This window comes from Salinibacterium sp. NG22 (genome assembly GCF_015864925.1).
Lineage (GTDB): Bacteria > Actinomycetota > Actinomycetes > Actinomycetales > Microbacteriaceae > Rhodoglobus.
Window position 1 is genome coordinate 763,373 of sequence record NZ_JADYWG010000001.1, and the last position, 25,316, is coordinate 788,688.

Genomic DNA, 25,316 nt, shown 5'->3' on the forward strand with positions numbered 1-25,316 from the left:
CTCACTGTGACATTGCCTTTCTAAGGTAGAGCGCTTGCCCGACGTGGGTGTCGTCGGGTCGGGAATCGTCGGCGAGATCGGCAAGCGACCAGGCGACCCGCAACACGCGGTCATACCCGCGCATCGTGATGCCTCCACGTTCAAGAGCGCGGTCAAGCCCCGCCGTGACCTTGGGCGCTAGCCGCAGCTCGCGCCCGCGTAGATACGAGCCCGGCACGTGAGAGTTGAGCCGCCACGGCGTGGTCTCGAGGCGAGCGGCCGCACGCTGACGGGCCGCTGTGACGCGGGCGCGGGCATCCGCCGTCGAGAGAGACGGTCGCTCGCCCGCTAACCGCAGCTGAGCGCTCGTGATGCGCTCGACGCGAAATTGAATGTCGATGCGGTCAAGCAACGGACCCGACAGGCGTGCAAGGTAGCGCCGCCGACTATTGGGTGGGCAGGTGCATTCGCTGTCGCGCGCACCCCACTGCCCGCAGGGGCAAGGATTGGCCGCCATCACGAGCTGAAAGCGGCCAGGAAAGTGAGCAATCGCGTTCGCCCGATGGATGCTGATGACTCCCGATTCGAGCGGTTGCCGAAGCGCGTCCAGCGCTGCCGGCGCAAACTCGGGTGCTTCGTCGAGAAAGAGCACTCCGTCGGAGGCTCGGGCGGCAGCACCCGGACGTATCTGCGAGCTGCCGCCTCCCACGAGCGCCGCGGCCGTCGCCGTGTGATGGGGCGCTTCGAGGGGTGGCCGGGTGGTGAGACTGCTGCCCACCGGCAACCCGGCCAACGAACGAATGGAGGAGACTTCGAGAGCTGCTTGGGGATCGAGGTCGGGCAGTAGCCCCGGAAGTCGAGCCGCGAGCATTGTTTTGCCCGCACCGGGAGGGCCAAGCAAGAACACGTGGTGGCCACCCGCTGCGGCGACGAGCATTGCGTCGATCGCATCGCTACTGCCGATCATGTCGGCAAGGTCGCCACCGGTATCGGGGGCCGCCTCGGGGGCCGGGCGCGTGATCACTTCAACGGGTTCAGGCTCGAATTCTCCGCCATGCCAGATGGCGGCATCCCGCAGTGAGGGCACCGCGATCACGCGCATGTCGGGCACGAGCGATGCTTCGTCAGCGTTTCCGCTCGGCACCATCACTGTCGTGAATCCGGCCCGCGATGCGGCGAGCACTGCGGGCAGCACACCGTTCACCGGACGCAAGCGCCCATCGAGCCCGAGTTCTCCAATATGGAGCACCCGGTCGATCGATTCTGCAGAGATAGTTCCGGAGGCGGCGAGCGCCGCGACGGCAATCCCTAGGTCGAAACCGGAGCCGTGTTTGGGTAGCGCGGCAGGCGACAGGTTGACGGTAATTTTGCGGTTCGGCAGCCCGCATCCGGAGTTCGTTGCTGCGGCCCGCACGCGGTCTTTTGCTTCGCCCAGCGCAGTATCGGGCAAGCCGATGAGCACGAAGCCGGGAAGGTTGTTGGAGAGGTCTGCTTCGATCTCGACGATCGCACCTTCGAGGCCGAGTAGGGAGACGGCATAGGTTCTGCCGATCACGAGATGCGTTTCAAGTGCTCGATCTCGACAGTTCCACGCGAGGGCACAATCACCGCAACGGCATCAATGCGCACGGAAGAACCAGATCCGGGGTGATCGTCACACCAAGCCGCAGCGAGCCGTCGCAAACGTGCAAGTTTCGTGGCAGTGATCGACTCAAATGGATGCCCAAACAGCACGCTCGAACGAGTCTTGACCTCGACGAACACGAGCTCGTCGCGCTCTCGCGCCACAATGTCGAGTTCGCCCTGTGAGCACCGCCAATTGCGATCAAGGATCTCGAACCCTGAACTGATGAGGTGGTCGGCCGCGAGGGTCTCGCCGTGCGCGCCTAGTTCGTCTTTTGCTGCCATGGCTCAAGAGTCGCGCCTGGGCACAACCGAGAACGTGGCGCGGCACGATGTGGGAGAAGACTCCGCCACGAACCCCGGTGGGGAGGACTAGTGATCTAGCCGGTCGTACCGCCCGCTTCAAACACCGAGACGCTGAACCACACACCGTCGTCGACGGTAACCCTGAGCTTCAGAGTGGACGGGTCAGCGTCGAACGGCTCCGTAATGCTCGTCATTGCCGCAGTTCCGCGCTCGCTCGCACAGTCGTTTGCCTGCACTCCGTCCACAACTTCTCCGTCGGAGACGAGGAAGAGTTCGAACTCCGATGTCCGGTCGCAGCCGATGGCAAGAAAGAGCTGATCAACGGAGTCGCTGAGCGGCGGGAGGGAGTATTCGTGGGCACCCACATCTACCTGCTCAAAGAGAATTGCTTCGCTGAAACCTGATCGCTGCATTCCGGGATCCGCGCTCAACAACGGCATCCTCGATTCGCCTGCATCACCCGACGACTCCGACGACTCCGATACTTGGGGCTCAGCCGACACGCACCCGGAAAGTCCGAGCACAACCGCGACACCGACAAGAGCGACTCCGCACATACGCATAGTCGATTTCTAACACTCAGCCGAGCATCCGCCTAGCGAATCTAACGAATTGTCACGAAACCGTTTTCGGGCGCACAGGGTGCAGAGCACAGACCGCGGGGCGCCGCTACGCGAACAACCCGGCGATCAAGCTGCCCGCCAGCACGACCATGACCGCCGCAATGAGGATGTCGAGCACCCGCCACGCCATCGGCTTAGCGAAGAGGGGGCGCAGATAGCGACTGCCGTAGCCGATCGCCGTGAACCAGATCACGCTGCCGAGGCACGCTCCGAGCGCGAACCACCAGCGGTCGTCGCCATAGGTTCCGCCGATGGAGCCGAGCAGCAGCACGGTGTCGATGTACACGTGCGGGTTGAGCCAGGTGAGCGCGAGCGCTGTGGAGAGGGCGGCGGCGAGCGTCATCCCCGTTCCGGATGCTGTTGCGGTGAGTGCTTGCGGTCGGGCCGCCCGGCGAAGCGACAAGAACGCGTAGACGAGTAAAAAGAGTGCGCCGCCGACGCGGGCCACGATCAAGAGCCAACCCGCTTGCTCGATGAGCGCCCCGAGGCCAGCAACACCGGCGGTAATCAACACAACGTCGGAGAGCATGCACACGAGCACCACTGCGGTGACGTGTTCCCGCCGCAGCCCTTGCCGCAGCACGAACGCGTTTTGGGCGCCGATGGCAATAATCAGCGAGAGCCCAAAGCCGAGCCCGGCGACGACGACGGCAAAGATCGAGAGCATGAGATGACTCTAGGGGCAGAATGGGTGCATGCCGACTATGCCATCGCCGGAGCACCGTGACCTCGTTCACACGCTGAGTTCCGAGGTGCGCGGTGAGGTCGATGACTCCACGCGGCGCCGTGCCGAATACTCGAGCGATGCCTCGAACTATCGGGTTGTGCCGCAAGTGGTCGTGTTCCCACGTGACACGGACGACGTGCTGGCCGCGCTTTCCGTCTCTCGCGACAGCGGCACTCCCCTTACCTCGCGCGGTGGTGGCACGTCAGTCGCGGGCAACGCAATCGGCGGCGGCATCGTGCTCGATTTCTCCCGCCATCTGAACCACGTTCTTGAGATCGACGCGGATGCCCGAACCGCCCGTGTGCAGCCCGGCACCGTGTTGGCCACTCTCCAATCCGCCGCGCAGCCTCATGGTCTGCGCTTCGGCCCCGATCCCTCGACGTGGTCGCGCTGCACCGTCGGAGGCATGATCGGCAATAACGCCTGCGGAGCTCATTCCCTGCAGTTCGGCAAAACGGCCGACAACGTGAAGAGCCTTGACGTGATCGATGGCCTCGGGCGACGCTTCACCGCGGCTAATGACCCGACCATCGTTGATGGTCTCCCTGCCCTTGTCAGCAGTAACCTCGCAACGATCCGCACTGAGCTGGGGCGCTTCGGCCGTCAGGTGTCGGGCTACAGCCTCGAACACCTCCTGCCCGAGCACGGCAACAACTTGGCCCGCAGTCTCGTGGGCACCGAAGGCAGTCTCGTGACGCTGCTCGAGGCGACCGTCGATCTCGTGGCGGAGCCCCAGCATCCGCTGCTCGTCGCCCTTGGCTACCCCGACATGGTGACCGCCGCCGACGCTGTTCCCGCGCTACTCGCTCACCACCCGACCGCCATCGAGGGCCTCGACGCCCGAATCGTGGATGCCGTCAGTCGCGCCCGCGGAGCCCGCGCCGTCGCCGCCCTGCCCGCCGGCGCCGGGTGGTTGCTCGTCGAGGTCACGGGCGACGACCCCGCCGAGACTCTCCAACGCGCGAACAACCTCGCCGCCGATGCTGCGGCGATCGAGTCCCGCGTCATCACCGATGCGGTGGCCGCGAAACAACTGTGGCGCATCCGCGAAGATGGGGCCGGGCTCGCCGGACGCACGGCATCCGGTACGCAAGCGTGGCCCGGTTTCGAAGACGCCGCCGTGCCGCCGGAACGCCTGGGCGCGTACCTGCGCGACTTCGACGCCCTGCTGGCCGACTACAACATCCAGGGGATGCCGTACGGCCATTTCGGCGACGGTTGCGTTCATGTTCGGCTCGATATTCCTCTCGCGACGGATGGCGCAGTTCTGCGAGCTTTCGTGGATGACGCCGCCACCCTTGTGGCGTCCCATGGCGGGTCGCTGTCGGGCGAACACGGCGACGGTCGCGCACGCAGCGAACTGCTGCCGCGCATGTATTCGCCGGCCGCAATCGAGCTGTTCGGGCAGTTCAAGAGACTTTTCGATCCGAACAATCTGATGAACCCGGGCATCGTTGTCGACCCGGCGCCGGTCGATGCCGCGTTGCGCCGCCCGACCGCGCTGCCGCTCATCAAAGTCAACGGTTTCGCGTTCAGCGACGACGATGGCGATCTCACGACCGCCAGCCACCGTTGCGTCGGAGTCGGCAAGTGTCGTGCCGATAACTCGGCCAGCCACGGTGTCATGTGCCCGTCGTTCTTGGCGACCGGCGACGAGAAGGATTCCACTCGCGGCCGCGCCCGCGTGCTGCAAGAAATGGCCAATGGCTCTCTCGTGTCGGGCGGCGTGAACTCGCCAGAAGTGCACGACGCCCTCGACCTCTGCCTCTCCTGCAAAGCCTGCGCGAGCGACTGCCCCGCCGGCGTCGACATGGCCACGCTCAAAGCCGAAGTGTTGCACCGCCGCTACGAGGGCAAACTCCGCCCGCGCAGCCATTACCTCCTCGGCCAACTGCCACGCTGGGCGCGTCTGATCTCGCCGATCGCCCCGCTAGCGAACGCCGCGCTGCGTGTGCCGCTCGTGCGCCGCATCGCCCTCTGGGCCGGTGGAATGGATGCTCGGCGCACGTTCCCCGCCTTCGCCCATCACCCCTTCCGTTCGAGCTCCGAGGCTCGTGCCCTGCGCGCGGCGCCCCCGGCCGCGGCAACCAGCGCTGGACGGGCAACCCCCGCCACCGCAGCCGCCGAAACCGCGGACCGCCACTCAACCCCGCGCCCCCAAGTCCTCCTCTGGACCGATTCGTTCACCGACAACTTTTCTCCCGACATCGCCCGCGCCACGATTCGTGTGCTGGATGCGGCCGGCTACGAGATCCTGCTTCCGGAACGCGATGTGTGTTGCGGCCTCACCTGGATCACCACAGGGCAGTTGGCGGGCGCGCGCCAGAAACTTTCCGACCTGGTGAGCGAGTTCTCTCGGTACACCGACCGCGGCATCCCGATCATCGGCATCGAGCCCTCGTGCACGGCGGTGCTGCGCTCAGACCTCACCGAATTGCTGCCCGACGACCCCGCAGCGGCGGCCGTGGCGCGCTCGACCTTCACGCTCTCCGAATTACTCACCGCACCGGCACCGCTGGGGCCAGCCCACTGGCAACTACCTGCGCTCAGCGACCGGACCTTTGTCGTTCAGCCCCACTGCCACCAGCACGCGGTCATGGGGTTCGACGCTGATCGCGCCCTGCTCGCTGCCACGGGAGCAACCGTCACCGAGATCAGCGGATGCTGCGGGCTCGCCGGAAACTTCGGCATGGAGAAAGGGCACTACGACGTGTCGGTCGCGGTCGCCGAGAACGGCATCCTGCCTGCCCTGCGTGAAGCGGCATCCGACAGCACTCTGATCGCCGACGGCTTCTCGTGCCGCACCCAGGCATCACAACTCGCGAACACCGAGGGCAAGCATCTCGCGGAGGTTCTTGCCGCAGCACTGCCCGAGCGCTAAGCGGCACGCCCGCACGAAACAGACGCCGACCCAACCCCGCAACAACTGCAGCAGGCCAACCAGCGACACGCGCTATTCGTCGAGCGCGAGTTCCTTCGGCAGCTCGAGATCCTTGGCGCTGAGTTCTTCGATGTTGACGTCTTTGAACGTGAGCACGCGAACGCTCTTCACGAAGCGGTCGGAACGGTAGACATCCCACACCCACACATCGGTCATCGAGAGCTCAAAGTAGAAGTCGTGCTCCGTATCGCGGCGCACCAAATCGACCTCGTTGGCGAGGTAAAACCGCCGTTCCGTCTCAATTACAAAACGGAACTGGCTCACTACATCGCGGTATTCGCGATACAGCGCAAGCTCGACCTCACGGTCGTAGTCTTCAAACTCGTCTTCATCCATGCTGCCCTTATTGTAGGCCGCACTACCGCAACCATGTGTGCCGATGAAGTTCGGTGGCACCAAGACTGCGCACAGCCTCGAAGTGCGCTGCCGAACCGTAGCCTTTGTTACTCGGCCAGCCATAGCCCGGGTACTCCCCGTCGGCTTCGATCATGAGCTTGTCGCGTTGCACTTTGGCCACCACGGATGCCGCAGCCACCGATACGCAGTCACGGTCGGCCTTGACGCGGGTGTGCACTCGCGGCGCAACGGTCAGGGCGCTGCTGAGCCAGTCGGTGCTGCCGTCCAACAGCACTATGGACGACATGATGTCGAGCCCCGCTTCGTGCAATTGGATGAGCGCGCGCTTGCCGGCGAGCCCCAAGGCAGCGGTGATTCCGATGGAGTCGATTTCGGTGGCATCCGCGTAACCAACAGCGGAGAGCGGTGCCCATTCGAGAGTGAGTGGCTCGAGGAGTTCGCGACGTTTCTGACTCAACATCTTGGAATCGCGCAATCCCACAGGCCAGACGCCGTGTGCGGGCGTCATGGCGGTCATCCCGACGCCGACGGGGCCCGCAATCGCGCCGCGCCCTACCTCGTCGCAGCCGATGACCGCCCGAGCACCCGCTCTGAAAAGCTCGAGCTCAACGTCGCTATTCGGGTCTGCTACTGCCACCGTCTACTCGGCGTTCTGCGTGACCCGCTGGAACGTCGTGGAGTAGTTATCGAGGATGCTCCAGCGCTCGGTCGGCCAGCTGATGAGCATGGCGCGGCCGACGACAGAATCGATCTTCACGAAACCGCCGGTGGGATCGTCTTTGTGAAAGGCGGAGTCCGCGGAGTTGTAGCGGTTGTCACCCATCACCCAGATGGAGTCGTCGGGCACTGTGACAGAGAAATCCTCTTGAGTGGCCTTGGTGACCGCGTCGGGAAGCTTGATATACGGCTCTTCCAGCGGGATGCCATTGACAATAATCTGCCCGAATTCGTTGCAGCATTCCACCGTGTCGCCCGGCAAGCCGATGACGCGCTTGATGAGGTGGTTGCTGCTGTCGGGAGCGCTGAGCCCGACGAAAGCAAGCACGCCGTCTACGGCGCCGACGAACCAGTTCTGCGGTTCGCTAGAGATCGCAGGGAGCCAGCCACCCGGATCGGTGAAGACGACAACATCGCCGTGCTCAATGGCAAAGAGGTCAGGTTCGAGCTGATTGACCAGAATGCGGTCATCAATCTGGAGAGTGTTTTCCATCGACGACGACGGAATATAGAACGACCGCACCAGATAAGTCTTGATCAGGAAAGAGATCAGAATCGCCGCGACAAAGATGATTACTAAGTCGCGAAGGAAAAGCTTCCACCCGCCGGTCTTCTTGGCTGCATGGCGAGTACCGCCACGGCTGCCCGGCAGCGTGTTTTCAACAGTTTCGTTTGTCATTTAACCCCAAAGCTCCCAGCAAGCATATGCCGCTGGGAGCCGTTGGTTTGTGAATTGCGAGTTGTGTTAGTTGTCGCGCTTCTCTTTGATCTTTGCCTTCTTACCGCGAAGATCGCGCAAGTAGTACAGCTTGGCGCGACGGACGAGTCCGCGAGATACGACCTCAATGTGGTCGATGACGGGCGAGTGAACCGGGAAGGTACGCTCTACGCCGACCTGGAAGCTGACCTTGCGGACCGTGAAGGTCTCGCGAACGCCGTGGCCCGAGCGACCGATAACTACGCCCTGGAACACCTGAATACGCGAGCGCGTACCTTCGATGATGTTTACGTGAACCTTGACGTTATCGCCGGCACGGAAGTCAGGAATGTTGTCTTTGAGAGACGCCTTGTCGACGCCATCGAGAATATGCATTAGTGATCGCTCTCTGCGCCCGCCATGAGTCGAACACACTTAGTTAGATAAGAAAGTTTGTGCTTCAAGCGGTTACGACGCCCTCATGGCAGAGTCGTGCGCGAGCACAATCGACAATTCTGCCACAGATTTAGTCGAAATTACCATTCTCATCCGGTTCGAGGATGATCACACGACCATTGTCGAGCTTCTCCCCCGGGTGGGTTGGCCGTTGGGCATCGCGCTCGAAGCCCTCAACGAGGCTCGTGAAACGGTTGCGCGTCTCGGTAACCAGCTGCCAGAGGGCGATCCAGAACGCTGCAATGGCGACGATCACGATGAGTGCGGCCGGGAACGGCGCATCCACAAAGCCGTAAATGATGATCGCGGCATGCCACACAGTAAGCAGCCCCGCATCGATCCACGAGACGCTCTTCGAATCACGAACGCTCTTGCGGGCGACGGTGAGACCGGCAATAGCGAGCAGCGCGAAAGCCAAGATGGGGCACAGGATGAGAAACAGAACGAAGTCCCAGCCCACGCTCGACCCGTAGATTCCGCGCGCAATCAGTACCCACACGGGCAAGACAAGTACCGCGATGAACTGCCAGTAATAAAACGCACGCCTGATCATCATGCTTCTCAGGGTATCTTCGATGTGATCAGGAATGCTGAGAAGCATCGAACCGAAAGACTTGGTGTCCCCCGTGCCCAACACCGCGATCGTTCGCACCGAACCAGTGCAGCAGCGAAGCGCAGAACGAATCAACGTCCTCCTCGATGCGGCCGCTGTACTGCTCGACGAAATAGGCATTGATGCCCTCACCACGAGTGAAGTCGCAAAGCGGTCACGCTCCTCGGTTGGCGTTATCTATCGCTACTTCCCCAACATCCAGTCGCTTCTTCGTGGCCTCGCGTCACGCAACTTCGATAAATATCGCGCCGGGCTTTCGGCAACCCTCGCGAAGCGTGCGACAACGGGCCTTGAGGCTCTCAACACCGCCATCGACCTCTATGTCGAGTTTTGCCGCACCGAGCCAGGCTTTCGAGTGTTGTCGTTCGGCAATATCATCGACCGCCGCTTCAACGTTGATCGCAAAAGCAACAACACGGCGCTGGCAGAGATCTTGACCGACCTTCTTGTCACCACTTACGAAGTTCCCGCCTCGGATGCCCTCGCGTTTGACATCGAAGTGACGGTAGAAATCGCCGATTCGCTGTTGGAGCGTGCATTCTTGTATGACCCGCGCGGTGAAGAACCGTTTATCGACAAGCTCCGAGAGTTCATTGCGCAACTCTTGGCACCGCACACGAAAGAGGCAGCTACCGCATGATCGAGTTGAGAACCCCCGCCGAAATCAATGAGATGAAGGCGGCAGGCGAGTTTGTCGCCAGCGTGCTTACCGCAACCGAAGCGGCATCCAAAGTGGGCGTGAACCTGCTCGAAATCGATGCGCTTGCCCACAGCATGATTCGCGAGCGTGGCGCGGAGAGCTGCTACATCAACTACCACCCCTCGTTTGGTGCTTCGCCTTTCGGCAAGGTCATCTGCACCTCCGTCAACGACGCGGCCCTGCACGGCCTCCCCCACGACTACACGCTGAAAGATGGCGACCTCCTGAGCCTCGACTTCGCTGTTGCGGTCGATGGTTGGGTTGCCGACTCTGCGATCACCTTCGCCGTGGGCACTCCCCGTGACGAAGACCTCAAACTCATGGATGCCACCTCTCGCGCCCTCGATGCTGGCATCGCCGCGGCTATCGTTGGCAATCGCATCGGCGGCATTTCGGCCGCGATCGGTGATGTCGCCTACGGTGCTGGCTACGAAGTGAACTTGGACTTTGGCGGGCACGGCGTTGGCCGCGAAATGCACGGCGACCCGCACATCCCTAACGATGGAAAAGCTCGCCGCGGCATGCCGCTCAAGCCGGGCCTCGTGTTCGCGATTGAGCCGTGGCTCATGATCGGCACCGATGACATTTACACGGATGACGATGGCTGGACCCTGCGCAGCGTCGATGGATCTCGCGCGGCTCACTTCGAGCACACGGTTGCCGTGACTGCAGACGGCCCGCTCGTCCTTACCGCTCGCAAGTAGGAGCAGTCCGCGCGCACTTAACTCCAACGCATCGAGACCGCACGCCAGCGTTCTCGAAAGCCGTCAGCTCTAACTTTGGGTGCCGACGCGACGCTCGAGCTGAATCGGCGCAACCGTGCTGGTGTAGTCCCAGCTGCCCTCGCTGTTAGTTCCTGCCTTCGGGATAGCAAACAGCACGTCGTAGGTGGTCGGCGCCGAGCATCCGACCGCAGACGGGTTGGTTTCGTGTCCGACGCGCAGACTATCGGGCTGCGGAAGCACCCAGACGGCGATGAGCTCGCACGACGCCACCTCAGCCGTGATGACCATGTCTGCTCCGCCGAGGGTCGCCGCCAACTCTCCCCGAGCCTGCACAACTTCGGCGTCAGTGGCGTCGACGAGCACGTCAACCGACGGCCAGGCATCCACCGACACCGCAGACTGCGCGTAACCATCCGGGAGCGGGCTCGCGGTGAGATCGGCGAACGTGACGTCGTCGACCGTCATCCGTCGAGTGGTGAGTGTTGAGTCGCTCGATTCACCGGAGCCACCTTCGGAGCTTGCCGTTGATGCTGGTGCTGGCGTCGCGGCATCCGCCGACGACGAGTCTGAAGAATCAGCATCAGTCGCGGTGCAGCCAGCCAGCAAAGCAACTGCCGCAATCGCTGCGAAAAAGGAGCCGGGCGTCACTCTGATCGTCATGGCTCCATGCTTACACAGGGGGCTGAGACACGAAGAAAGTTGTACTACTCCGCGTCGGGCAAGAGATCGGGGCGAACGCGCTTGGTGCGCTCTACCTGCTGCGCATAACGCCAATCGGCAATTGCCTTGTGGTTGCCACTGAGCAGCACCGGAGGCACAGTACGCTCACGCCACGTCGATGGCTTGGTGTAGCTGGGGTATTCGAGAAGGCCCTGTTCGTGGCTCTCCTCCGTGAGGCTTTCGGGGTTGCCAATTACTCCGGGCACGAGACGACCAATCGCCTCGATCATCGCCATCGTGGCAACTTCTCCACCATTGAGCACGTAATCGCCGAGGCTGATCTCACGAACCCGAACAGTGGATGCCGCGTAGTCGATCACGCGCTGATCGATGCCCTCATAGCGACCGCACGTAAAGACGAGATGCTTCTCGAGAGCCAGTTCGCGGGCTGCAGCCTGCGTGAACGGAACTCCGGCAGGCGTGGGAACGATCACTACCGTTTCAGGCGTGAGAACGGCATCCAGCGCTTCTCCCCACGGTTCGGGGCGCATGACCATGCCAGCACCACCACCATAGGGAGTGTCGTCGACGGTGCGATGACGATCGTGCGTGTAGTCGCGCAGATCGTGCACGCCCAATTCGATGATTCCCCGCTCGCGAGCCTTGCCCAGGAGGGAAATATCGAGCACCCCGAAGAAATCGGGGAAGATCGTCACGATGTCGATGCGCACGCGGTGACCTTCGCTACTAGTCGCACTCGGGCGCGTCAGCCTCGTCAGAAGCTGCACTCGGCGTCTCTTTTTCGACCGCTTCTGCGACCGCTTCTGTGGGCTCTTCGGATGCGTCTTCCGCAATCTCCTCGAAGAGTCCGGGAGGTGGAGTAACCACCATCTCGCCCGCTTCGACGTCGACGCTAGCCACGATGGACTTCACGAAAGGAACCAGGACGTCACCGTTGTCGGTAGTGACCGTCAGCAGGTCTTGCCCGGGGAAATGATCTACCTGAGCGAGAGTGCCGACCTTTTTGCCGTCACGGATAACGGTGAGGCCGATCAGCTGGTGGTTGAACCACGCGTCTTCTTCTGGCGCTTCGTTGGGATCGTGATCGATCCACAGAATTGCCTTGACGAGCTTCTCGGCAGCACTGCGGTCAGGAACGCCCTTAAAGAACGCGACCGGTTGTGCGTTGAACCACTTGAGCTCAATGAGCTCTAGTGTCTTGCCATGCCAGGCCGAACTTGTCGGCACTTGCAGAGAAAACACGGCGCCCGGAACGAAACGACGTTCCGGGGCATCCGTGTACATCTCTACTTTGACGGCTCCCTTAAGCCCGTGAGCCTTCGTCAGACGCCCCACTCGCAGCTGTGTGCGACCTTCTCGGGGAATCTTTACTTCGCCCACTGCTTAGAAGTCAGTGTCGACGACGTCGACACGAACCTTGCGACCATCGGCCAGAGCCGTGATCAGCGTTCGCAGTGCTTTCGCGGTGCGACCAGAGCGGCCGATTACGCGGCCAAGATCTTCTGGGTGCACGCGAACCTCGAGGAGTTCGCCGCGTTGCGTGTTCTTTGCAACGACCTGAACGTCTTCGGGGTGATCGACGATGCCTTTAACGAGGTGTTCGAGCGCGGGAGCGAGCAATTGCTAAGCCTTGTCTGCGTCGGCGGCAGGTGCTTCAGCAGCAGCTTCGTCAGCGACGGGAGCTTCTGCAGCAGGTGCTTCTTCAGCCTTAGGCTCTGCCTTCTCAGCCTTGGGCTTGAGAACAGGCTTCTTCTTCTCGTCAGCCTGGAACTCTGCCTTAGCTTCCTTGACCTTGACGGTGCTTACAGCGTTCTTGTCACCCTTGAACTGGCCCCAGTCGCCGGTCAGCTTGAGGATTGCCTCAACCTGCGGGCTAGGCTGCGCGCCAACGCTCAACCAGTACTGTGCACGCTCGGACTCGACCTCGATGAACGAGGGCTCCTCGGTGGGGTGGTACTTTCCGATTTCTTCGATGACACGGCCATCGCGCTTCTTGCGCGAGTCGGCAACGACGATGCGGTAGTAGGGTGCACGGATCTTGCCCATGCGCTTCAAACGAATCTTTACAGCCACAATTCTCCTGATTTAAATGTTATTGGTGGCGAACCGCTAGCCGTGAGCGTGGGGGCACACTCGGCAGAAAAGCTCTAGTGGATTCCATCCGGGCCTGATTAGAGGGTCGGGCTACGGAGGACTCAACCGCCTATTCTGCCAGAGTTTTGACGGCTTGGGGAACCGATCGCCAATAAAGCCCCAAAGAGGTGCCGTTAGCCGTTCTGAGAGTCCCGCCACGCGAGCCACTGCTTGGTAGTCGTGAGGTCGTAATCAGGCCCGGTAATACCGAGCGTGAAGAGGGTGATGCCCTGCTCCCGCATACTGTCAGCGTCTTCAACGCTCTTGTCGCGCAACTCATTCGAGAGCTCAATCTCGTTGATGTCGCGGCCGACGGTCTCACAGTGACCGGCAAGCACCTCGAGCTTGTGCACGAGCTCCTCGCCCGTGGCGAAGCTGTGCCAGATGTCGGCGTGCTTGGCGACAAGCTTGAGAGTCTTCTTCACTCCCCCACCACCGATAAGAACAGGGATCTTGCGCGTGGGCGGCGGGTTGAGCTTCTGCCAGCGCGACTCGATGCGCGGCAACGCCTCGGCGAGAGCATCCAACCGCGAGCCGGCCGTTCCGAAGTCGTAGCCATACTCCTGGTAGTCGCGCTCGAACCAGCCAGAGCCGGTGCCGAAGATGAAGCGGCCACCACTGATGTGGTCAAGGGTGCGAGCCATGTCGGCCTGCAGATCGGGGTTGCGGTAGCTGTTGCAGTTCACGAGCGTGCCGAACTCAACTCGGCTCGTCATCTCTGCCCACGATGCCAGCTCTGTCCACGCTTCAAAGTGCAGCCCGTCGGGCTCACCGTAGAGCGGGAAGAAGTGATCCCAGTTGAAGAGAACGTCAACGCCCAGCTGTTCAAGCTCTTTTACGCGGTCACGAATGACCGAATACTCGGCGTGCTGAGGTTGAAGCTGAACGGCGATACGAACGGGGCGGCTCTGTGTCATAGCTCCACAATATCCCCTCCCGCACACACCACGAAGAGTGGTGCAGCACCGGCGACGGAAGGGTCAAAAAGTGCTAACGGCTAGCGCCCGAGGAACTTTTGTAGGCTTTCGAGTTCTTCTGGTGACGGTCCGCCAGCGGCAGGCTTCGAACCGCCAAGACCAAAGCCAGAGCCGGCGGGTGCCGAGGTTTCGACAGCACCCTGAGCGCGAGCTGCCTCTTCTGCAGCGCGCTTGGCGGGGTTGCCCGACTTGGAACCCTTCTTCTTCTGGTTCTTCTTGGCGTTAGCCGACTTGCCGCCGTGGCCACCAGGGATCGGGCCCATTCCCGGAATCTGAGGCGTGCCACCCTTAGCGACCGTTTTCATCATCTTCGCGGCCTGCTCGAAGCGGTTCACGAGCGCGTTCACCTCAGTGACGGTTGTTCCCGAACCGCGCGCAATACGCACACGACGCGAACCATTGAGGAGCTTCGGTGTGGTGCGCTCCTGCTTTGTCATCGACTGGATGATCGCCTCAGTGCGCGTGATCTCCGACTCATCGAAGTTGTCGAGCTGCTCGCGCATGCCCTTCGCACCGGGAAGCATGCCGAGCATGCTCTTGATCGACCCCATGTTCTTGAGCTGCTGCATCTGCTGCAGAAAGTCATCAAGAGTGAACGAGTCAGTCGCAAACTTTTCGGCAACCTTGCGCGACTCTTCTTCGTCGAAGGTTTTCTGCGCCGTCTCGATGAGAGTGAGGATGTCACCGAGGTCGAGGATGCGGCTGGCCATGCGGTCGGGGTGGAACGGCTCGAAGTCGCCAAGACCTTCACCCGTCGACGCGAACATGATCGGACGACCCGTGATGGAAGCAACCGACAGCGCTGCACCACCGCGAGCGTCACCATCGAGCTTGGTGAGCACAACACCGGTGAAGTCCACGGCCTCTTGGAAGGCTCGAGCGGTCTTGACGGCGTCTTGACCGATCATTGCGTCAATAACGAAGAGCACTTCGTCAGGGTCGACAGCCTTACGGATGTTCGCTGCCTGCTTCATGAGCTCGGCATCCACACCCAAACGACCAGCGGTGTCAATGATCACAACGTCGTGCTGCTTGTCTTTGGCAAACTTCATGGCCTGCTTGGAAACCTTGACCGGGTCACCCTTGCCGTTACCCGGTTCGGGAGCGAAGACGGCGACACCAGCCTGCTCGGCAACAACCTGCAGTTGGGTGACAGCGTTCGGACGCTGGAGGTCAGCCGCGACCAACAGCGGCGTGTGGCCGTCAGCTGCGAGCCACTTCGCGAGCTTTCCGGCGAGAGTCGTCTTACCAGCACCCTGCAGACCCGCGAGCATGATGACCGTCGGCGGGTTCTTCGCGAACTCGATGCGGCGAGCCTCGCCACCCAGAATCGTGACGAGCTCGTCGTTGACGATCTGCACCACCTGCTGGGCCGGGTTCAGCGCACCAGAAACTTCGTGACCAAGCGCACGTTCGCGAACGCGACCCGTGAACTCCTTAACAACCTCGAGCGCAACGTCAGCATCGAGCAGGGCACGGCGAATCTCGCGAACGGTGCCATCGACATCCGCCTCGCTGAGCTTGCCCTTGCCGCGCAGGTTTTTGAAGGTATCCGCGAGGCGGTCGGTGAGATTTCCAAAAGTGGCCATGATGCCACCAGTTTAAGGTGTCTTTGGCTGTGCTGCGACTCCACAACGCCGACAGAGGCTCCGAGTAGGGTGAGAACGTGAGACACGGAATCGTCATACTGCCCCAACAGCCCTGGGCTGAAGCCCAACATCGCTGGATTCACGCCGAAGAAATGGGCTTCGATCACGCCTGGATTTACGACCACCTCTCGTGGCGGTCCCTCGCCGACGAGCAGTGGTACGCCACCGTTCCGACCCTCACGGCAGCCGCGAGCGTCACGAACCGCATCGGGCTCGGCACCTTTGTCGCCTCGCCCAACTACCGACATCCGGTTCCCTTCGCCAAAGAATTGGCGACCCTCGACGACGTGAGCGCTGGCCGCTTTCTGCTCGGCGTTGGCTCGGGCGGCACCGGTTTCGACTCAACAGTGCTCGGTCAAACCGAACTTAGCCCCCGCGAACGTCACGCCCGCTTCGAAGAGTTTGTGCGCGGCCTCGACGAGCTGCTGCGCTTCGAAGACCCCGGCAGCGGCGGCATCAGCTTCAGCGGTGACTGGTTTACAGCAGTGAACGCGCGGATGGTCGGGGCACCAGCCCAGCGCCCGCGCCTGCCCTTCGTGGTTGCCGCCGAAGGCCCTCGCGGCCTACGGCTTACCGCCGAGCTGGCCGATGGCTGGCTCACCCTCGGCCGCACCGCCGACACCCTCGACGAGTGGTGGCAGATTGTCGCCGACACCTCCGCGCGCATGGACGACGCCCTCGAGAAGGCCGGCCGAGCATCCGGCAGCATTGATCGCTACCTCAATTTGGATGGCGCACCCCAGTTCAGTCTGGAAAGCGTCGACACGTGGGAAGACGCTGTCGGTCGCGCCGACGCCCTCGGCTTCACCGATGTGATTGGGCACTGGCCCCGCGCCGACGGCATCTACGTCGGCAAGGAAAGCGTGCTGATCGAGATCGCCTCCCGCTTCTCCCGCTGAGGGTCCACAGTGACGCGAAGCCCGCACGCAGCACGCGATAGCTTAGAGACATGACAGCTCTCATCGTGACCCTCGCCGGACAAACCCCCTCCGTCGCCGACAGCGCCTTCGTAGCGCCCAACGCCACGCTCATCGGCAATGTCACCCTGGCCGAGCGCGTCGGTATCTTCTACGGCGCCGTTCTGCGCGGCGACACCGACGCCATCACGATCGGCGAAGGCTCGAACCTGCAAGACAACGTCACCGTGCACTGCGATGAAGGCATCCCCACCACCGTCGGCTCCGGAGTGAGCGTCGGTCACGGCGCCGTACTCCACGGCTGCACCGTCGAAGACGACTGCCTCATCGGCATGAGCGCCACCGTGCTCAACGGAGCCGTAATCGGAACCGGATCACTCGTCGCCGCCGGCGCTGTTGTGCTCGAAGGCACCGTGATTCCGCCCGGATCACTCGTCGCCGGAGTGCCCGCCAAGGTTCGCCGCGAACTCAGCGACGAGGAGAAGGCTGGCGTTCGCGAAAATGCCGCTCACTACCTCGAGCTGTCTGCAGCCCACAAGGCTGTCAACAACTAGCGCAAGGCGCTTACCCGTCGCGACCGGCACCTGGGCGGCCGACAACCAGCAACCAGCAGCTAGCCGACGAGGCCCTGCACGAAGACGTGGGGCGTGAAACCGGTGAGGTCGTTGATGCCCTCGCCCTGCCCAACGAGCTTGATCGGGATGCCCGTGCGCTCCTGAACGGCGAGCACGAAGCCACCCTTTGCTGAGCCGTCAAGCTTCGTAATGACGAGGCCGGTCACCCCAGCGTGCTGGATGAACGCTTCTGCCTGAGCGACACCGTTTTGGCCGGTTGTCGCGTCAAGCACGAGCAACACTTCAGCGATCTCCGTCTGCTTTTCGACAACGCGACGGATCTTGCCGAGCTCATCCATCAGACCGCTCTTGGTCTGCAAACGACCAGCGGTGTCGATGATCGCGATGTCGATGCCCTCGCGCTGAGCGCGCTCCACCGTCTGAAAGGCGACGGATGCCGGATCTTGACCTTGCTGCTGGGGGCGCACGATTTCGGCTCCCCCGCGCTCCGCCCACGTCGCCAACTGCTCAACGGCAGCAGCACGGAACGTGTCAGCCGCACCCACGACCACCGTGCGGCCGTGGCCAACGAGGAACTTGGTGAACTTGCCAATCGTGGTGGTCTTTCCAACGCCATTGACACCCACGACCAGCACCACTGCGGGGCGGGCGCTGAGGGTGAGAGTCGGGTCGAGGCGGGCGAGACGTTCCTCGAGGGTTTCGCGCAGCATCCGCTTCAGGTCTGCAGGGTCGTCAGTTTTGAAACGCGCGACGCTTGCCCGTAGCTCGTCGATAACGGATTCAGTGATGTCGGGGCCGAAATCGGCCGAGATCATTGCGTCTTCGAGGTCACTCCAGGTCTCCGCGTCGATCGTGTCGCGCGCGAACATTGATTTGAGTGCGCCCGAGAGCGACCAGGATGCTGCCATGACTACAGGTTAAGGCACGTGAGCGCCCGAATCGACACCTTCGGTTCGCCGAAGCTCAGTATGCTGTGCGCCACGCCACATTACTCAGCCAAGGAGTGCGCATGAGTTCCCTAGATTCTGGAGCGTCGTCTCCCCTGCTCACTCGGTTGCGCTCAGCGCTCCCCATGCTCGGCCCGAGCGAAGGTCGAGTGGTGCAGGCACTGATCGACTCGCCCGACAGTTCTGTGGAGTGGTCGACCGCTGAGCTCGCAGCGATTGCGAGCACGTCTCCGGCGACAGTCATTCGAGCCTGCCAGAACCTCGGCTTTCGGGGGTACCAGCATCTTCGTCTCGAGCTGGCGCGCACTCCCCATCACGACAACGAGTCACCACGCCATATTGTCGCCACGATTTTTGCTGAGGCCACCGACGCTATTAGCGTGAGCCAGGAGAGCCTCAGCACTAGCGATTTCGATCACGCCACCGCCGCGCTTTCCCGCGCCGCGCGAGTGCTGATGGTGGGTACGGGGTTTTCCTCTCCGCCCATTCAGGATGCTGCACTTCGGTTTCTCACCGCCGGCCGCCCGGTTGATGCTCCCCTCGATGTTCAGGCCCAACAGTTCGCGGCGCGACTGTTGAAGGAGGGCGATGTGTGCCTCGCCGTCAGCTACTCCGGCGCCAACGCGAACACCCTCAAGGCGTGCAGCGCAGCGAAAGACGGTGGCGGAGCGACGGTGATTGCGATCACGAGTTTTGCACGCTCACCGTTGACGAGAATTGCCGATATCTCGCTCATCACCGGGCCCGTGACCCGCAACCATGATGTGGACCCCCACCTCAGCAGGATTAGTCATGGTCTGGTGCTTCATGCCCTGCAGCGGGCGGTATTTGCGCAGCCAGAAGGTGACTCCGTCATCACGTCGATGCGCGATGTCGTCGCAGACTCGCTCACCGACGGTTTCTCCACCCCCTAACGCAACTGTCGCAGTCGGTACACCGGAGCATCGCACCCCGTTTACTGCGCGTTCACTTCCGCTCGCGAAAGTCATGTGAAACGAATTTCACGCTTCGTGAAACGACGGAATGGATGACTGAGCGATGTGGACCCTGTCCGGAACATACAACCTTCGCCGCGCTGCCCATCAAGATTGGCTGTACCGCTCAGCCACACTTGATCAGCTGGAGAGCGTTGACTTTGACACTCTGCGCGCCAACGATGTCGGGCTGGTGGTAGATCTTCGCGAAGAGCGCGAACGCCCGTCACACGCCGCCTCCATCACGACAATCCACATCCCGATCTACGACCTCCCCGATGGCCCACCGCAGCTAGGCAGCATCACCTCGATCTATGAGCTCATGCTGTTTGATCGCGGCCACAAGCTCGCTGTTGCAGTATCCACAATTGCGCAGGCAGACGCCCCAGTGCTCGTCCACTGCACAGCGGGCAAAGACCGCACGGGCCTCGTCGTCGCTCTGACTCTGCTGGCCTCGGGGGTCGATGAGTCCGCGATCATTGACGATTACGCAGCATCCGGGCACCATGTTCGCCCCCGCAGACACGCTTTAGTTGCCGAGTCACTTGCCTCGTTAGACCTCAGCGGCAACGAACTCTCCGACGCCTTCGAACTCCACCTCGACAGCCCGGCAACAGCACTCGAATCCGCGCTCGCAGAGGTACGCGTTCGCTTCGGCAGCATCACGAACTATCTCCTCGCCCACGGAGTGACCACCGATGAGATCACCATGCTTGTTGATCGACGGATGGCGCATCATGCATAGCCTCGTGTTGGCGCATGTCAGCGATCCGCATGCAAGCGTTGGCGGCCCCCTCTATGGAACGGTCAACGGGGTCGACCGTCTGGATCTCGTTGCCGGTTCGCTCGCTGCGATGGGGGTGAGACCCGACGCCATTATCGTCGCTGGAGATCTCGTGCAGTCCGGCCACACCGAGGCCTACAGCGATGTCGCCGCAGCGCTCACTCGGCTCGAGGCAAGCACGGGCGCGCCCGCGCTTGTCGTGCCGGGCAACCATGACCACCCTCTGGCTTTTCTCACTCTGCCGCAGTCCGCGAGCGTGAACCGGCGCATTGTTCATATCGGCCAGACCCGTTTCGCACTACTCGATTCAAGTTCCGGCAGCCTCGGCACAGCTCAACTCCGTTGGCTCGCACAGCAACTGAGCGAACCGGCGGCTGGGGGCACGGTTCTCGTGTTGCACCACCCTCCCGTGCCATCTCCGCTGCCCTCGCTCGCCGGCCGAGAGCTGAGCGACGCCGACGAATTGGCCGCTGTCATCGCGGCAACCGATGTGCGACTCATTCTCGCGGGCCACTTTCACCACTCTCTGAGCGCTCAGCTCGCCGGCATTCCAGTCTCCGTGAGCCCCGCACTGTCGTACCAACAAGACCCGACGGCAGCAGCAGAACAAGTGTGCGGAGTGGATTTGCCCGCCTATTCACTCATCCGCCTCGACGAACGCGGCCACAGCGTCGTCTCAATTCCCCTGCACTCCTCCGAAATTCTCTTCACTTCTCACTCCCGCAATGTCACCGCAGTATCCACCCTCACCTGAAAGAAGAATCATGTTTCTAGCACGAAAGCCCCTCACGCTTGTTGCGTTCGCCGCGCTCGCCGGTGTTTCACTGACCGGCTGCGCGACCGCCGCAGAGTCGTCCACAAATTCAAGCGCTGACGCAGCAAGCATCACTCTCTACACCTCCGAACCCCAAGAAAAGATCGACGAGATCATCGCCGCTTTTGCGGAGCAACAGCCCAACATCAGTGTTGAAGTATTCCGCGCTGGTACCGGCGATCTGACCGCCCGCATTGAAGCAGAACGCGTCGCTGGCGACATCCAGGCAGATATTTTGCTCGCGGCCGACGCTCCCACCTTCGAGGCTTACGCCGCGGAAGACCTTCTGCTTGAGTTCGAATCGGCAGAAGCACAGAACATCAATCAAGACCTCATCGATCCTGAGGGGTTCTACGTCGGAACGCGCATCATCCCGACTGCGATCGCCTACAACACCGAACTCGTCGAGACTCCGCCGTCATCGTGGCAAGAGCTTGCCGACCCGCAGTGGGCCGACAAGATCGTGATGCCTAACCCTGATGTCTCCGGAGCCGCGGCGTTCAACGCTGCAGTCTGGTACAACGACGACAAACTCGGTAAGGAGTGGCTCGAGAAGCTCGCAGCCAACAATCCCGTCATCGTCGACAGTAACGGGCCTACGTCGCAGGCCATCGCCACGGGAACCCAGCCCGTTGGCGCGGTCGTGGACTACCTTGTCCGCGAGCTAGCCGAAGCCGGCTCGCCCATCGCGGTGTCATACCCGAGTGACGGTGTGCCTTACGTGTCTCAGCCAGCGGGAATCTTCGCCAGTACCGACGAGCCCGAAGCCGCGCAACTGTTCATCGACTTTCTGCTGAGCGTTGAGGGCCAGACGATGGCGGTAGCGCAGTCCTACCTGCCTGTTCGCAACGACGTCGGTACTCCCGAGGGAGCACCCTCGATGGACGAGATCCTTATCGTGACGCCCGACCTCGACATCATCAGCGAAAGTCGCGCAGAAGCAGTGGCGTACTTCAATGACCTCATCGGTTAGCAACACTGTTCGGGGCCTGGTCGTTCGCGACCGGGCCCCCTCCGGCGCGCCATTCCACCGGACTCCACGCCGGCCAGACGGGCGCGCATTCCGCTGGGATGGCGTTAGCTGGCTCCGGGTAGCAGCGTGGCTGTTCTGCCTGAGTGTCATCGTCACCCCACTCAGCGCTATCGCCATTCAGGCATTTTCCGGCAATCATCTCCCCTTATTGCTGCAGGGCGACGTGCTTGAGGCAGGGCTCAATAGCCTCATTTCTGCAGGCCTGTCGGCTGCAGGAGCAGTCGCACTCGGTCTCGCGTTAGCACTGGTGCTCGACCGCACTGACCTTCCCGGAGCGCGCGTGCTGCGTCTCTTCATGCTGACCCCACTGCTGGTACCACCATTTGTCGGAGCGATCGCGTGGCTCGGAATCGCCGGCCCGGCCGCCCCCGTTAACCGTTTCTGGTCGGCGACGTTCGGCTCACCACTCTGGAACATTTACGGTGGCGACGGCGTGGTGTTTCTCCTCATCGTTCACTCATATCCGATCGCCTACCTCATCATCGGCGCGGCGTTGAGACGCGTACCCAGCGACCTTGAACAACTCGCGAGAATTGGCGGCGCTGGGGCCTGGACTGCGGTTCGCCATATAACCATTCCACTGTTGAAACCAGCGCTGCTTTCTGCGTTTACGCTGACGCTTGTCTCGAATCTGGCTGACTTCGGTATCCCCTCGATCATTGGGCTGCCCGAGCGTTATGTAACCCTCTCAACGCTCGTCTACCGCTACATTCAATCCGGCACCGTGGATGCTCCGCTCGAGGTCGTTTCGACCATCGGGCTCCTTCTACTCGTGCTGGCCGCGCTCGCCGTGTTCGCCGACAATCTCGTCTCGCGGCGCAAACTTGAGCTCGAGGCGGGGGCAACAGTGGCCGTTCCCGTGCAGTTAGGCCGAGCGAAGCTCCTCACGACTGTGATCGCGTGGACTGTGGGACTGTCCTTGACCGCTCTGCCCATCTTCGCCTTGGCCACGCAGGCGCTGCTTCCGGCTCCAGGAGTTCCCTTGACCTGGGAGAATCTCACGCTCGATAGCTTCCGCCGGGCGCTGGCTAGCCCCAGCACCACGACCGGAGCGCTCAATTCCTTAGTGCTCTCCGTCGCGGCAGGAGTCATCTGTGCGATTGTCGGGCTCACTATCGGAACGCTCATCACCCGCCTGCGCAGCCGAGACAATGCTCTGCTCAACGGTGTGGCGCTGCTTCCTCAAGCGATTCCCGGACTCGTGCTCGCCGTCGGCTGGCTCATTATTGCTCCGCAGTTGGGCTTGTTCAACACTCCATGGCTCATCCTGTGCGCCTATGTCATGGCGTTCCTCGCGATGGTGGTGCAGTCCGTCAACGCGCCGCTACGTTCGACCCCGCTCGCGCTGGAAGAAGCCGCTCGCTTGGCGGGAGCGAGCCGCGCTCGCGCGCTCTTCGATATCTCGTGGCGCCTCGCGACACCGGCGGCAATAACCGGCGGCGTGCTCGTGATGCTCACCGCGGTCCGCGAACTCACCATTTCTGTACTCCTCGTAGCACCCGGTTCTCAAACCATCGGGGTGCTGATTTTCAATCTTCAACAGGCGGGTGCGTACAACGCGGCATCCGCTCTCTCGCTCATCATCACGATTATCGGACTTGCCGGACTCGGGCTCACCGCTCGCGGCATCCGTGCTTAGAAAGGAAATCCATGTCTTCGATAGCCCTCAACGACGTCAGCTTGCGATTTGCCGACGGAACCCGCGGCCTCGACGCCATCGACCTCACGATCGCCGATGGAGAATTTGTGGCGTTGGTAGGCCCGAGCGGTTCAGGAAAAACGACCTTGCTCCGCAGCATCGCCGGCTTTATCGCTCCTACCCGGGGCGACATCCGCATCGGCGGCGAGGTGGTTGCGGGCGAGAAAACTTTCGTGCAACCAGAAAACCGCAAGCTCGGCATGGTCTTCCAACAGCACGCAATTTGGCCCCACTGGGATGTCGCACGGAACGTGGGCTACTCACTCAAGCTTGCAGGACAACCGCGGGCCGCACGCGCTGCACGGGTGTCTGAGGTGCTTGAACTCGTTGGCCTCGCAGGGATGGAGAAACGCAATCCGGCCACTTTGTCTGGCGGGCAACGACAGCGCGTCGCGCTGGCTCGCGCATTGGCGTCTACGCCGCGGGTATTGCTTCTTGACGAGGCGCTCTCCGCGCTAGACGAACCTTTGCGCGATAGGCTTCGCCTCGAATTGCGCAGCCTCACGCGGGCAATGGGTCTCACCGTTGTGCACGTCACTCACGACCGTGACGAGGCGTTGGCCCTCGCTGATCGCGTTGTGGTGCTCGATCAGGGACGCATACAACAGGTCGGCACACCCGAGCAGCTGGTCCACGAGCCACGCACAGCCTTTATCGCCAGCTTTTTGAGTGACGCGACGGTGATTCCGGGCCGAATGACGGATCACGGTTTCACGGCCGATGATCACCTGCTCCGGATCGCCCGTGACCGCATTGAGGGCGGCCACAGTGATGGCGCGGGATCTGTCGCCATCCTCCCGGGAGACATCACACTGCACCCCGCGACGGGAGATGGGCCTCAGGGAATCGTCGTCTCGTCACTATTCGGACGCGAGGGAAGCGACGTCGTGGTTACCTGGAATGGAATCGATTTTCGATGCCTTGTGCCGGGACCACGGCCGACCGTAGGCGAGCGCTACAGCATCGCCGTCAGCCGCGCGCTCTACTACCCTGCCGACCCTTCGGGCGCGCCTCAACGACAGCCAACCGCACTAGCGTTGTCACATCCCGCCAGCTGACTCTGAAACAATCGTTCAAGAACTTCCGAAGAAAAGAGCTCCATGACCATCTCATTGATTCGCCACGGCCAAACCGACTGGAACGCTGCCGGACGCATGCAAGGTTCCAGCGACATTCCCCTCAACGACACCGGTCGCGAGCAGGCGCGGGAGGCCGTAGAGGTATTGCGGGGCTCCGAGTGGGACGTCATCGTCAGCTCTCCCCTACAGCGTGCCCGCGAAACTGCCCAGATCATCGCCGACGGTTTGGGTCTCGAGCTCGGTCGCAGCTACGACCTGCTTATTGAGCGCAACTATGGCGAAGGCGAGGGCCTCACCACCCCTGAGATCAACGAACGCTGGCCCAACCACAGCGGCTACCCCGGACTCGAATCGCTCCATGACGTCGTCGAGCGCGGAATCGCCGCCCTCAACGAGGTGACCCAGGACTACCCCGGCAAAAAGGTGATCGTCGTGTGCCACGGCACGATCATCCGCTACACGCTTTCGCAACTGGCCGGTCGTGACTTCGACCACATTCTCAATGGCTCGGTATCGACGGTCGAAAAGCTGCACACGGGCTGGTGCGTGCACACCGTCAACGGCGAACCGCTCTCGCGCGTCGACTAGCA

The 25,316-nt window shown here is 62.1% G+C and carries 29 protein-coding genes; 12 read left to right on the forward strand and 17 right to left on the reverse strand.

From position 1 onward, the window contains the following. Position 1 precedes the first annotated feature (1 nt). From I6E81_RS03740 to I6E81_RS03755, 4 genes are all read right to left on the reverse strand, one after another. On the reverse strand, positions 2-1,534 hold the full coding sequence (locus I6E81_RS03740) for a YifB family Mg chelatase-like AAA ATPase (protein WP_197106048.1): 1,533 nt from the start codon (positions 1,532-1,534) through the stop codon (positions 2-4). After that, a complete protein-coding gene (locus I6E81_RS03745; protein WP_197106049.1) occupies positions 1,531-1,887 on the reverse strand; it encodes a YraN family protein in 357 nt (118 codons plus the stop codon). Before I6E81_RS03745 ends, I6E81_RS03740 begins: the two co-directional genes overlap by 4 nt. 95 nt (positions 1,888-1,982) lie before the next feature. After that, positions 1,983-2,471: a hypothetical protein gene (locus I6E81_RS03750; RefSeq protein ID WP_197106050.1), complete on the reverse strand. Its 489-nt coding sequence runs from the start codon at positions 2,469-2,471 to the stop codon at positions 1,983-1,985. A gap of 106 nt (positions 2,472-2,577) precedes the next feature. Next, complete coding sequence (locus I6E81_RS03755; RefSeq protein WP_197106051.1) at positions 2,578-3,198, reverse strand: LysE/ArgO family amino acid transporter; 621 nt, start codon at positions 3,196-3,198, stop codon at positions 2,578-2,580. A 28-nt stretch (positions 3,199-3,226) separates the two neighbouring features. On the opposite strand from I6E81_RS03755, the gene I6E81_RS03760 reads away from it, so the two are divergent. After that, positions 3,227-6,139, forward strand: a complete 2,913-nt coding sequence (locus I6E81_RS03760; RefSeq protein ID WP_197106052.1) for an FAD-binding and (Fe-S)-binding domain-containing protein — start codon at positions 3,227-3,229, stop codon at positions 6,137-6,139. A 72-nt stretch (positions 6,140-6,211) separates the two neighbouring features. On the opposite strand, the gene I6E81_RS03765 is transcribed toward I6E81_RS03760, so the two are convergent. The 5 genes from I6E81_RS03765 to I6E81_RS03785 all read right to left on the reverse strand — a co-directional run bounded on the left by I6E81_RS03765 (position 6,212) and on the right by I6E81_RS03785 (position 8,982). After that, positions 6,212-6,535 (reverse strand): DUF2469 domain-containing protein, encoded by a 324-nt coding sequence (locus tag I6E81_RS03765; protein ID WP_009772690.1) that lies wholly within the window; start codon positions 6,533-6,535, stop codon positions 6,212-6,214. 22 nt (positions 6,536-6,557) lie between these two features. Beyond that, positions 6,558-7,193, reverse strand: coding sequence for a ribonuclease HII (locus I6E81_RS03770; protein WP_197106053.1), 636 nt, complete (start codon positions 7,191-7,193; stop codon positions 6,558-6,560). Between the two features lie 3 nt (positions 7,194-7,196). Continuing rightward, positions 7,197-7,952 carry a signal peptidase I gene (lepB, locus tag I6E81_RS03775; RefSeq protein WP_197106054.1) on the reverse strand — a complete coding sequence of 252 codons (756 nt, stop codon included), beginning with the start codon at positions 7,950-7,952 and terminating at the stop codon, positions 7,197-7,199. Positions 7,953-8,018: 66 nt separating this feature from the next. Continuing rightward, positions 8,019-8,366, reverse strand: a complete 348-nt coding sequence (gene rplS / locus I6E81_RS03780; protein WP_129071803.1) for a 50S ribosomal protein L19 — start codon at positions 8,364-8,366, stop codon at positions 8,019-8,021. A gap of 130 nt (positions 8,367-8,496) precedes the next feature. After that, complete coding sequence (locus I6E81_RS03785; protein WP_197106055.1) at positions 8,497-8,982, reverse strand: MFS transporter; 486 nt, start codon at positions 8,980-8,982, stop codon at positions 8,497-8,499. A 31-nt stretch (positions 8,983-9,013) separates the two neighbouring features. Between I6E81_RS03785 and I6E81_RS03790 the strand changes: the two genes are divergently transcribed. Next, positions 9,014-9,679: a TetR/AcrR family transcriptional regulator gene (locus I6E81_RS03790; RefSeq protein ID WP_231599661.1), complete on the forward strand. Its 666-nt coding sequence runs from the start codon at positions 9,014-9,016 to the stop codon at positions 9,677-9,679. After that, positions 9,676-10,443, forward strand: coding sequence for a type I methionyl aminopeptidase (gene map / locus I6E81_RS03795; RefSeq protein WP_197106056.1), 768 nt, complete (start codon positions 9,676-9,678; stop codon positions 10,441-10,443). Before I6E81_RS03790 ends, map begins: the two co-directional genes overlap by 4 nt. A 69-nt stretch (positions 10,444-10,512) precedes the next feature. On the opposite strand, the gene I6E81_RS03800 is transcribed toward map, so the two are convergent. The 7 genes from I6E81_RS03800 to ffh all read right to left on the reverse strand — a co-directional run bounded on the left by I6E81_RS03800 (position 10,513) and on the right by ffh (position 15,844). After that, entirely contained in the window at positions 10,513-11,124 is a 612-nt protein-coding gene (locus I6E81_RS03800) for a hypothetical protein (RefSeq protein WP_197106057.1), read from the reverse strand. A gap of 44 nt (positions 11,125-11,168) precedes the next feature. After that, positions 11,169-11,855, reverse strand: coding sequence for a tRNA (guanosine(37)-N1)-methyltransferase TrmD (gene trmD / locus I6E81_RS03805; RefSeq protein WP_197107150.1), 687 nt, complete (start codon positions 11,853-11,855; stop codon positions 11,169-11,171). Between the two features lie 16 nt (positions 11,856-11,871). After that, positions 11,872-12,480 (reverse strand): ribosome maturation factor RimM, encoded by a 609-nt coding sequence (gene rimM / locus I6E81_RS03810; protein ID WP_197106058.1) that lies wholly within the window; start codon positions 12,478-12,480, stop codon positions 11,872-11,874. A gap of 48 nt (positions 12,481-12,528) precedes the next feature. Further along, the gene (locus I6E81_RS03815) at positions 12,529-12,765 is read right to left on the reverse strand and encodes an RNA-binding protein (protein WP_010203243.1); all 237 of its coding nucleotides are present in this window, start codon (positions 12,763-12,765) and stop codon (positions 12,529-12,531) included. A gap of 3 nt (positions 12,766-12,768) precedes the next feature. Next, on the reverse strand, positions 12,769-13,218 hold the full coding sequence (rpsP, locus tag I6E81_RS03820; protein ID WP_197106059.1) for a 30S ribosomal protein S16: 450 nt from the start codon (positions 13,216-13,218) through the stop codon (positions 12,769-12,771). A gap of 194 nt (positions 13,219-13,412) precedes the next feature. Next, positions 13,413-14,195: an LLM class F420-dependent oxidoreductase gene (locus I6E81_RS03825; RefSeq protein WP_197106060.1), complete on the reverse strand. Its 783-nt coding sequence runs from the start codon at positions 14,193-14,195 to the stop codon at positions 13,413-13,415. 80 nt (positions 14,196-14,275) lie between these two features. Next, the gene (ffh, locus tag I6E81_RS03830) at positions 14,276-15,844 is read right to left on the reverse strand and encodes a signal recognition particle protein (protein ID WP_197106061.1); all 1,569 of its coding nucleotides are present in this window, start codon (positions 15,842-15,844) and stop codon (positions 14,276-14,278) included. 77 nt (positions 15,845-15,921) lie between these two features. Between ffh and I6E81_RS03835 the strand changes: the two genes are divergently transcribed. Continuing rightward, positions 15,922-16,803, forward strand: a complete 882-nt coding sequence (locus I6E81_RS03835) for an LLM class flavin-dependent oxidoreductase (protein ID WP_197106062.1) — start codon at positions 15,922-15,924, stop codon at positions 16,801-16,803. A 50-nt stretch (positions 16,804-16,853) separates the two neighbouring features. Then, positions 16,854-17,375 (forward strand): gamma carbonic anhydrase family protein, encoded by a 522-nt coding sequence (locus I6E81_RS03840; protein ID WP_197106063.1) that lies wholly within the window; start codon positions 16,854-16,856, stop codon positions 17,373-17,375. A gap of 59 nt (positions 17,376-17,434) precedes the next feature. Here the strand turns inward: I6E81_RS03840 and ftsY are convergent, their stop codons facing one another. Further along, positions 17,435-18,304, reverse strand: coding sequence for a signal recognition particle-docking protein FtsY (gene ftsY / locus I6E81_RS03845; protein WP_197106064.1), 870 nt, complete (start codon positions 18,302-18,304; stop codon positions 17,435-17,437). Between the two features lie 101 nt (positions 18,305-18,405). On the opposite strand from ftsY, the gene I6E81_RS03850 reads away from it, so the two are divergent. The 7 genes from I6E81_RS03850 to I6E81_RS03880 all read left to right on the forward strand — a co-directional run bounded on the left by I6E81_RS03850 (position 18,406) and on the right by I6E81_RS03880 (position 25,314). Beyond that, positions 18,406-19,257 (forward strand): MurR/RpiR family transcriptional regulator, encoded by an 852-nt coding sequence (locus I6E81_RS03850; RefSeq protein WP_197106065.1) that lies wholly within the window; start codon positions 18,406-18,408, stop codon positions 19,255-19,257. 124 nt (positions 19,258-19,381) lie between these two features. Then, positions 19,382-20,062 (forward strand): tyrosine-protein phosphatase, encoded by a 681-nt coding sequence (locus I6E81_RS03855; RefSeq protein ID WP_197106066.1) that lies wholly within the window; start codon positions 19,382-19,384, stop codon positions 20,060-20,062. After that, positions 20,055-20,855: a metallophosphoesterase gene (locus I6E81_RS03860; RefSeq protein ID WP_197106067.1), complete on the forward strand. Its 801-nt coding sequence runs from the start codon at positions 20,055-20,057 to the stop codon at positions 20,853-20,855. The genes I6E81_RS03855 and I6E81_RS03860 overlap by 8 nt, the downstream gene beginning before the upstream one ends. A 10-nt stretch (positions 20,856-20,865) precedes the next feature. After that, positions 20,866-21,888 carry an ABC transporter substrate-binding protein gene (locus I6E81_RS03865; RefSeq protein WP_197106068.1) on the forward strand — a complete coding sequence of 341 codons (1,023 nt, stop codon included), beginning with the start codon at positions 20,866-20,868 and terminating at the stop codon, positions 21,886-21,888. Then, complete coding sequence (locus I6E81_RS03870; protein WP_197106069.1) at positions 21,872-23,587, forward strand: iron ABC transporter permease; 1,716 nt, start codon at positions 21,872-21,874, stop codon at positions 23,585-23,587. The genes I6E81_RS03865 and I6E81_RS03870 overlap by 17 nt, the downstream gene beginning before the upstream one ends. An 11-nt stretch (positions 23,588-23,598) precedes the next feature. Next, on the forward strand, positions 23,599-24,705 hold the full coding sequence (locus I6E81_RS03875) for an ABC transporter ATP-binding protein (RefSeq protein ID WP_197106070.1): 1,107 nt from the start codon (positions 23,599-23,601) through the stop codon (positions 24,703-24,705). 42 nt (positions 24,706-24,747) lie between these two features. Further along, a complete protein-coding gene (locus I6E81_RS03880) occupies positions 24,748-25,314 on the forward strand; it encodes a histidine phosphatase family protein (RefSeq protein WP_197106071.1) in 567 nt (188 codons plus the stop codon). Positions 25,315-25,316: the final 2 nt, after the last annotated feature.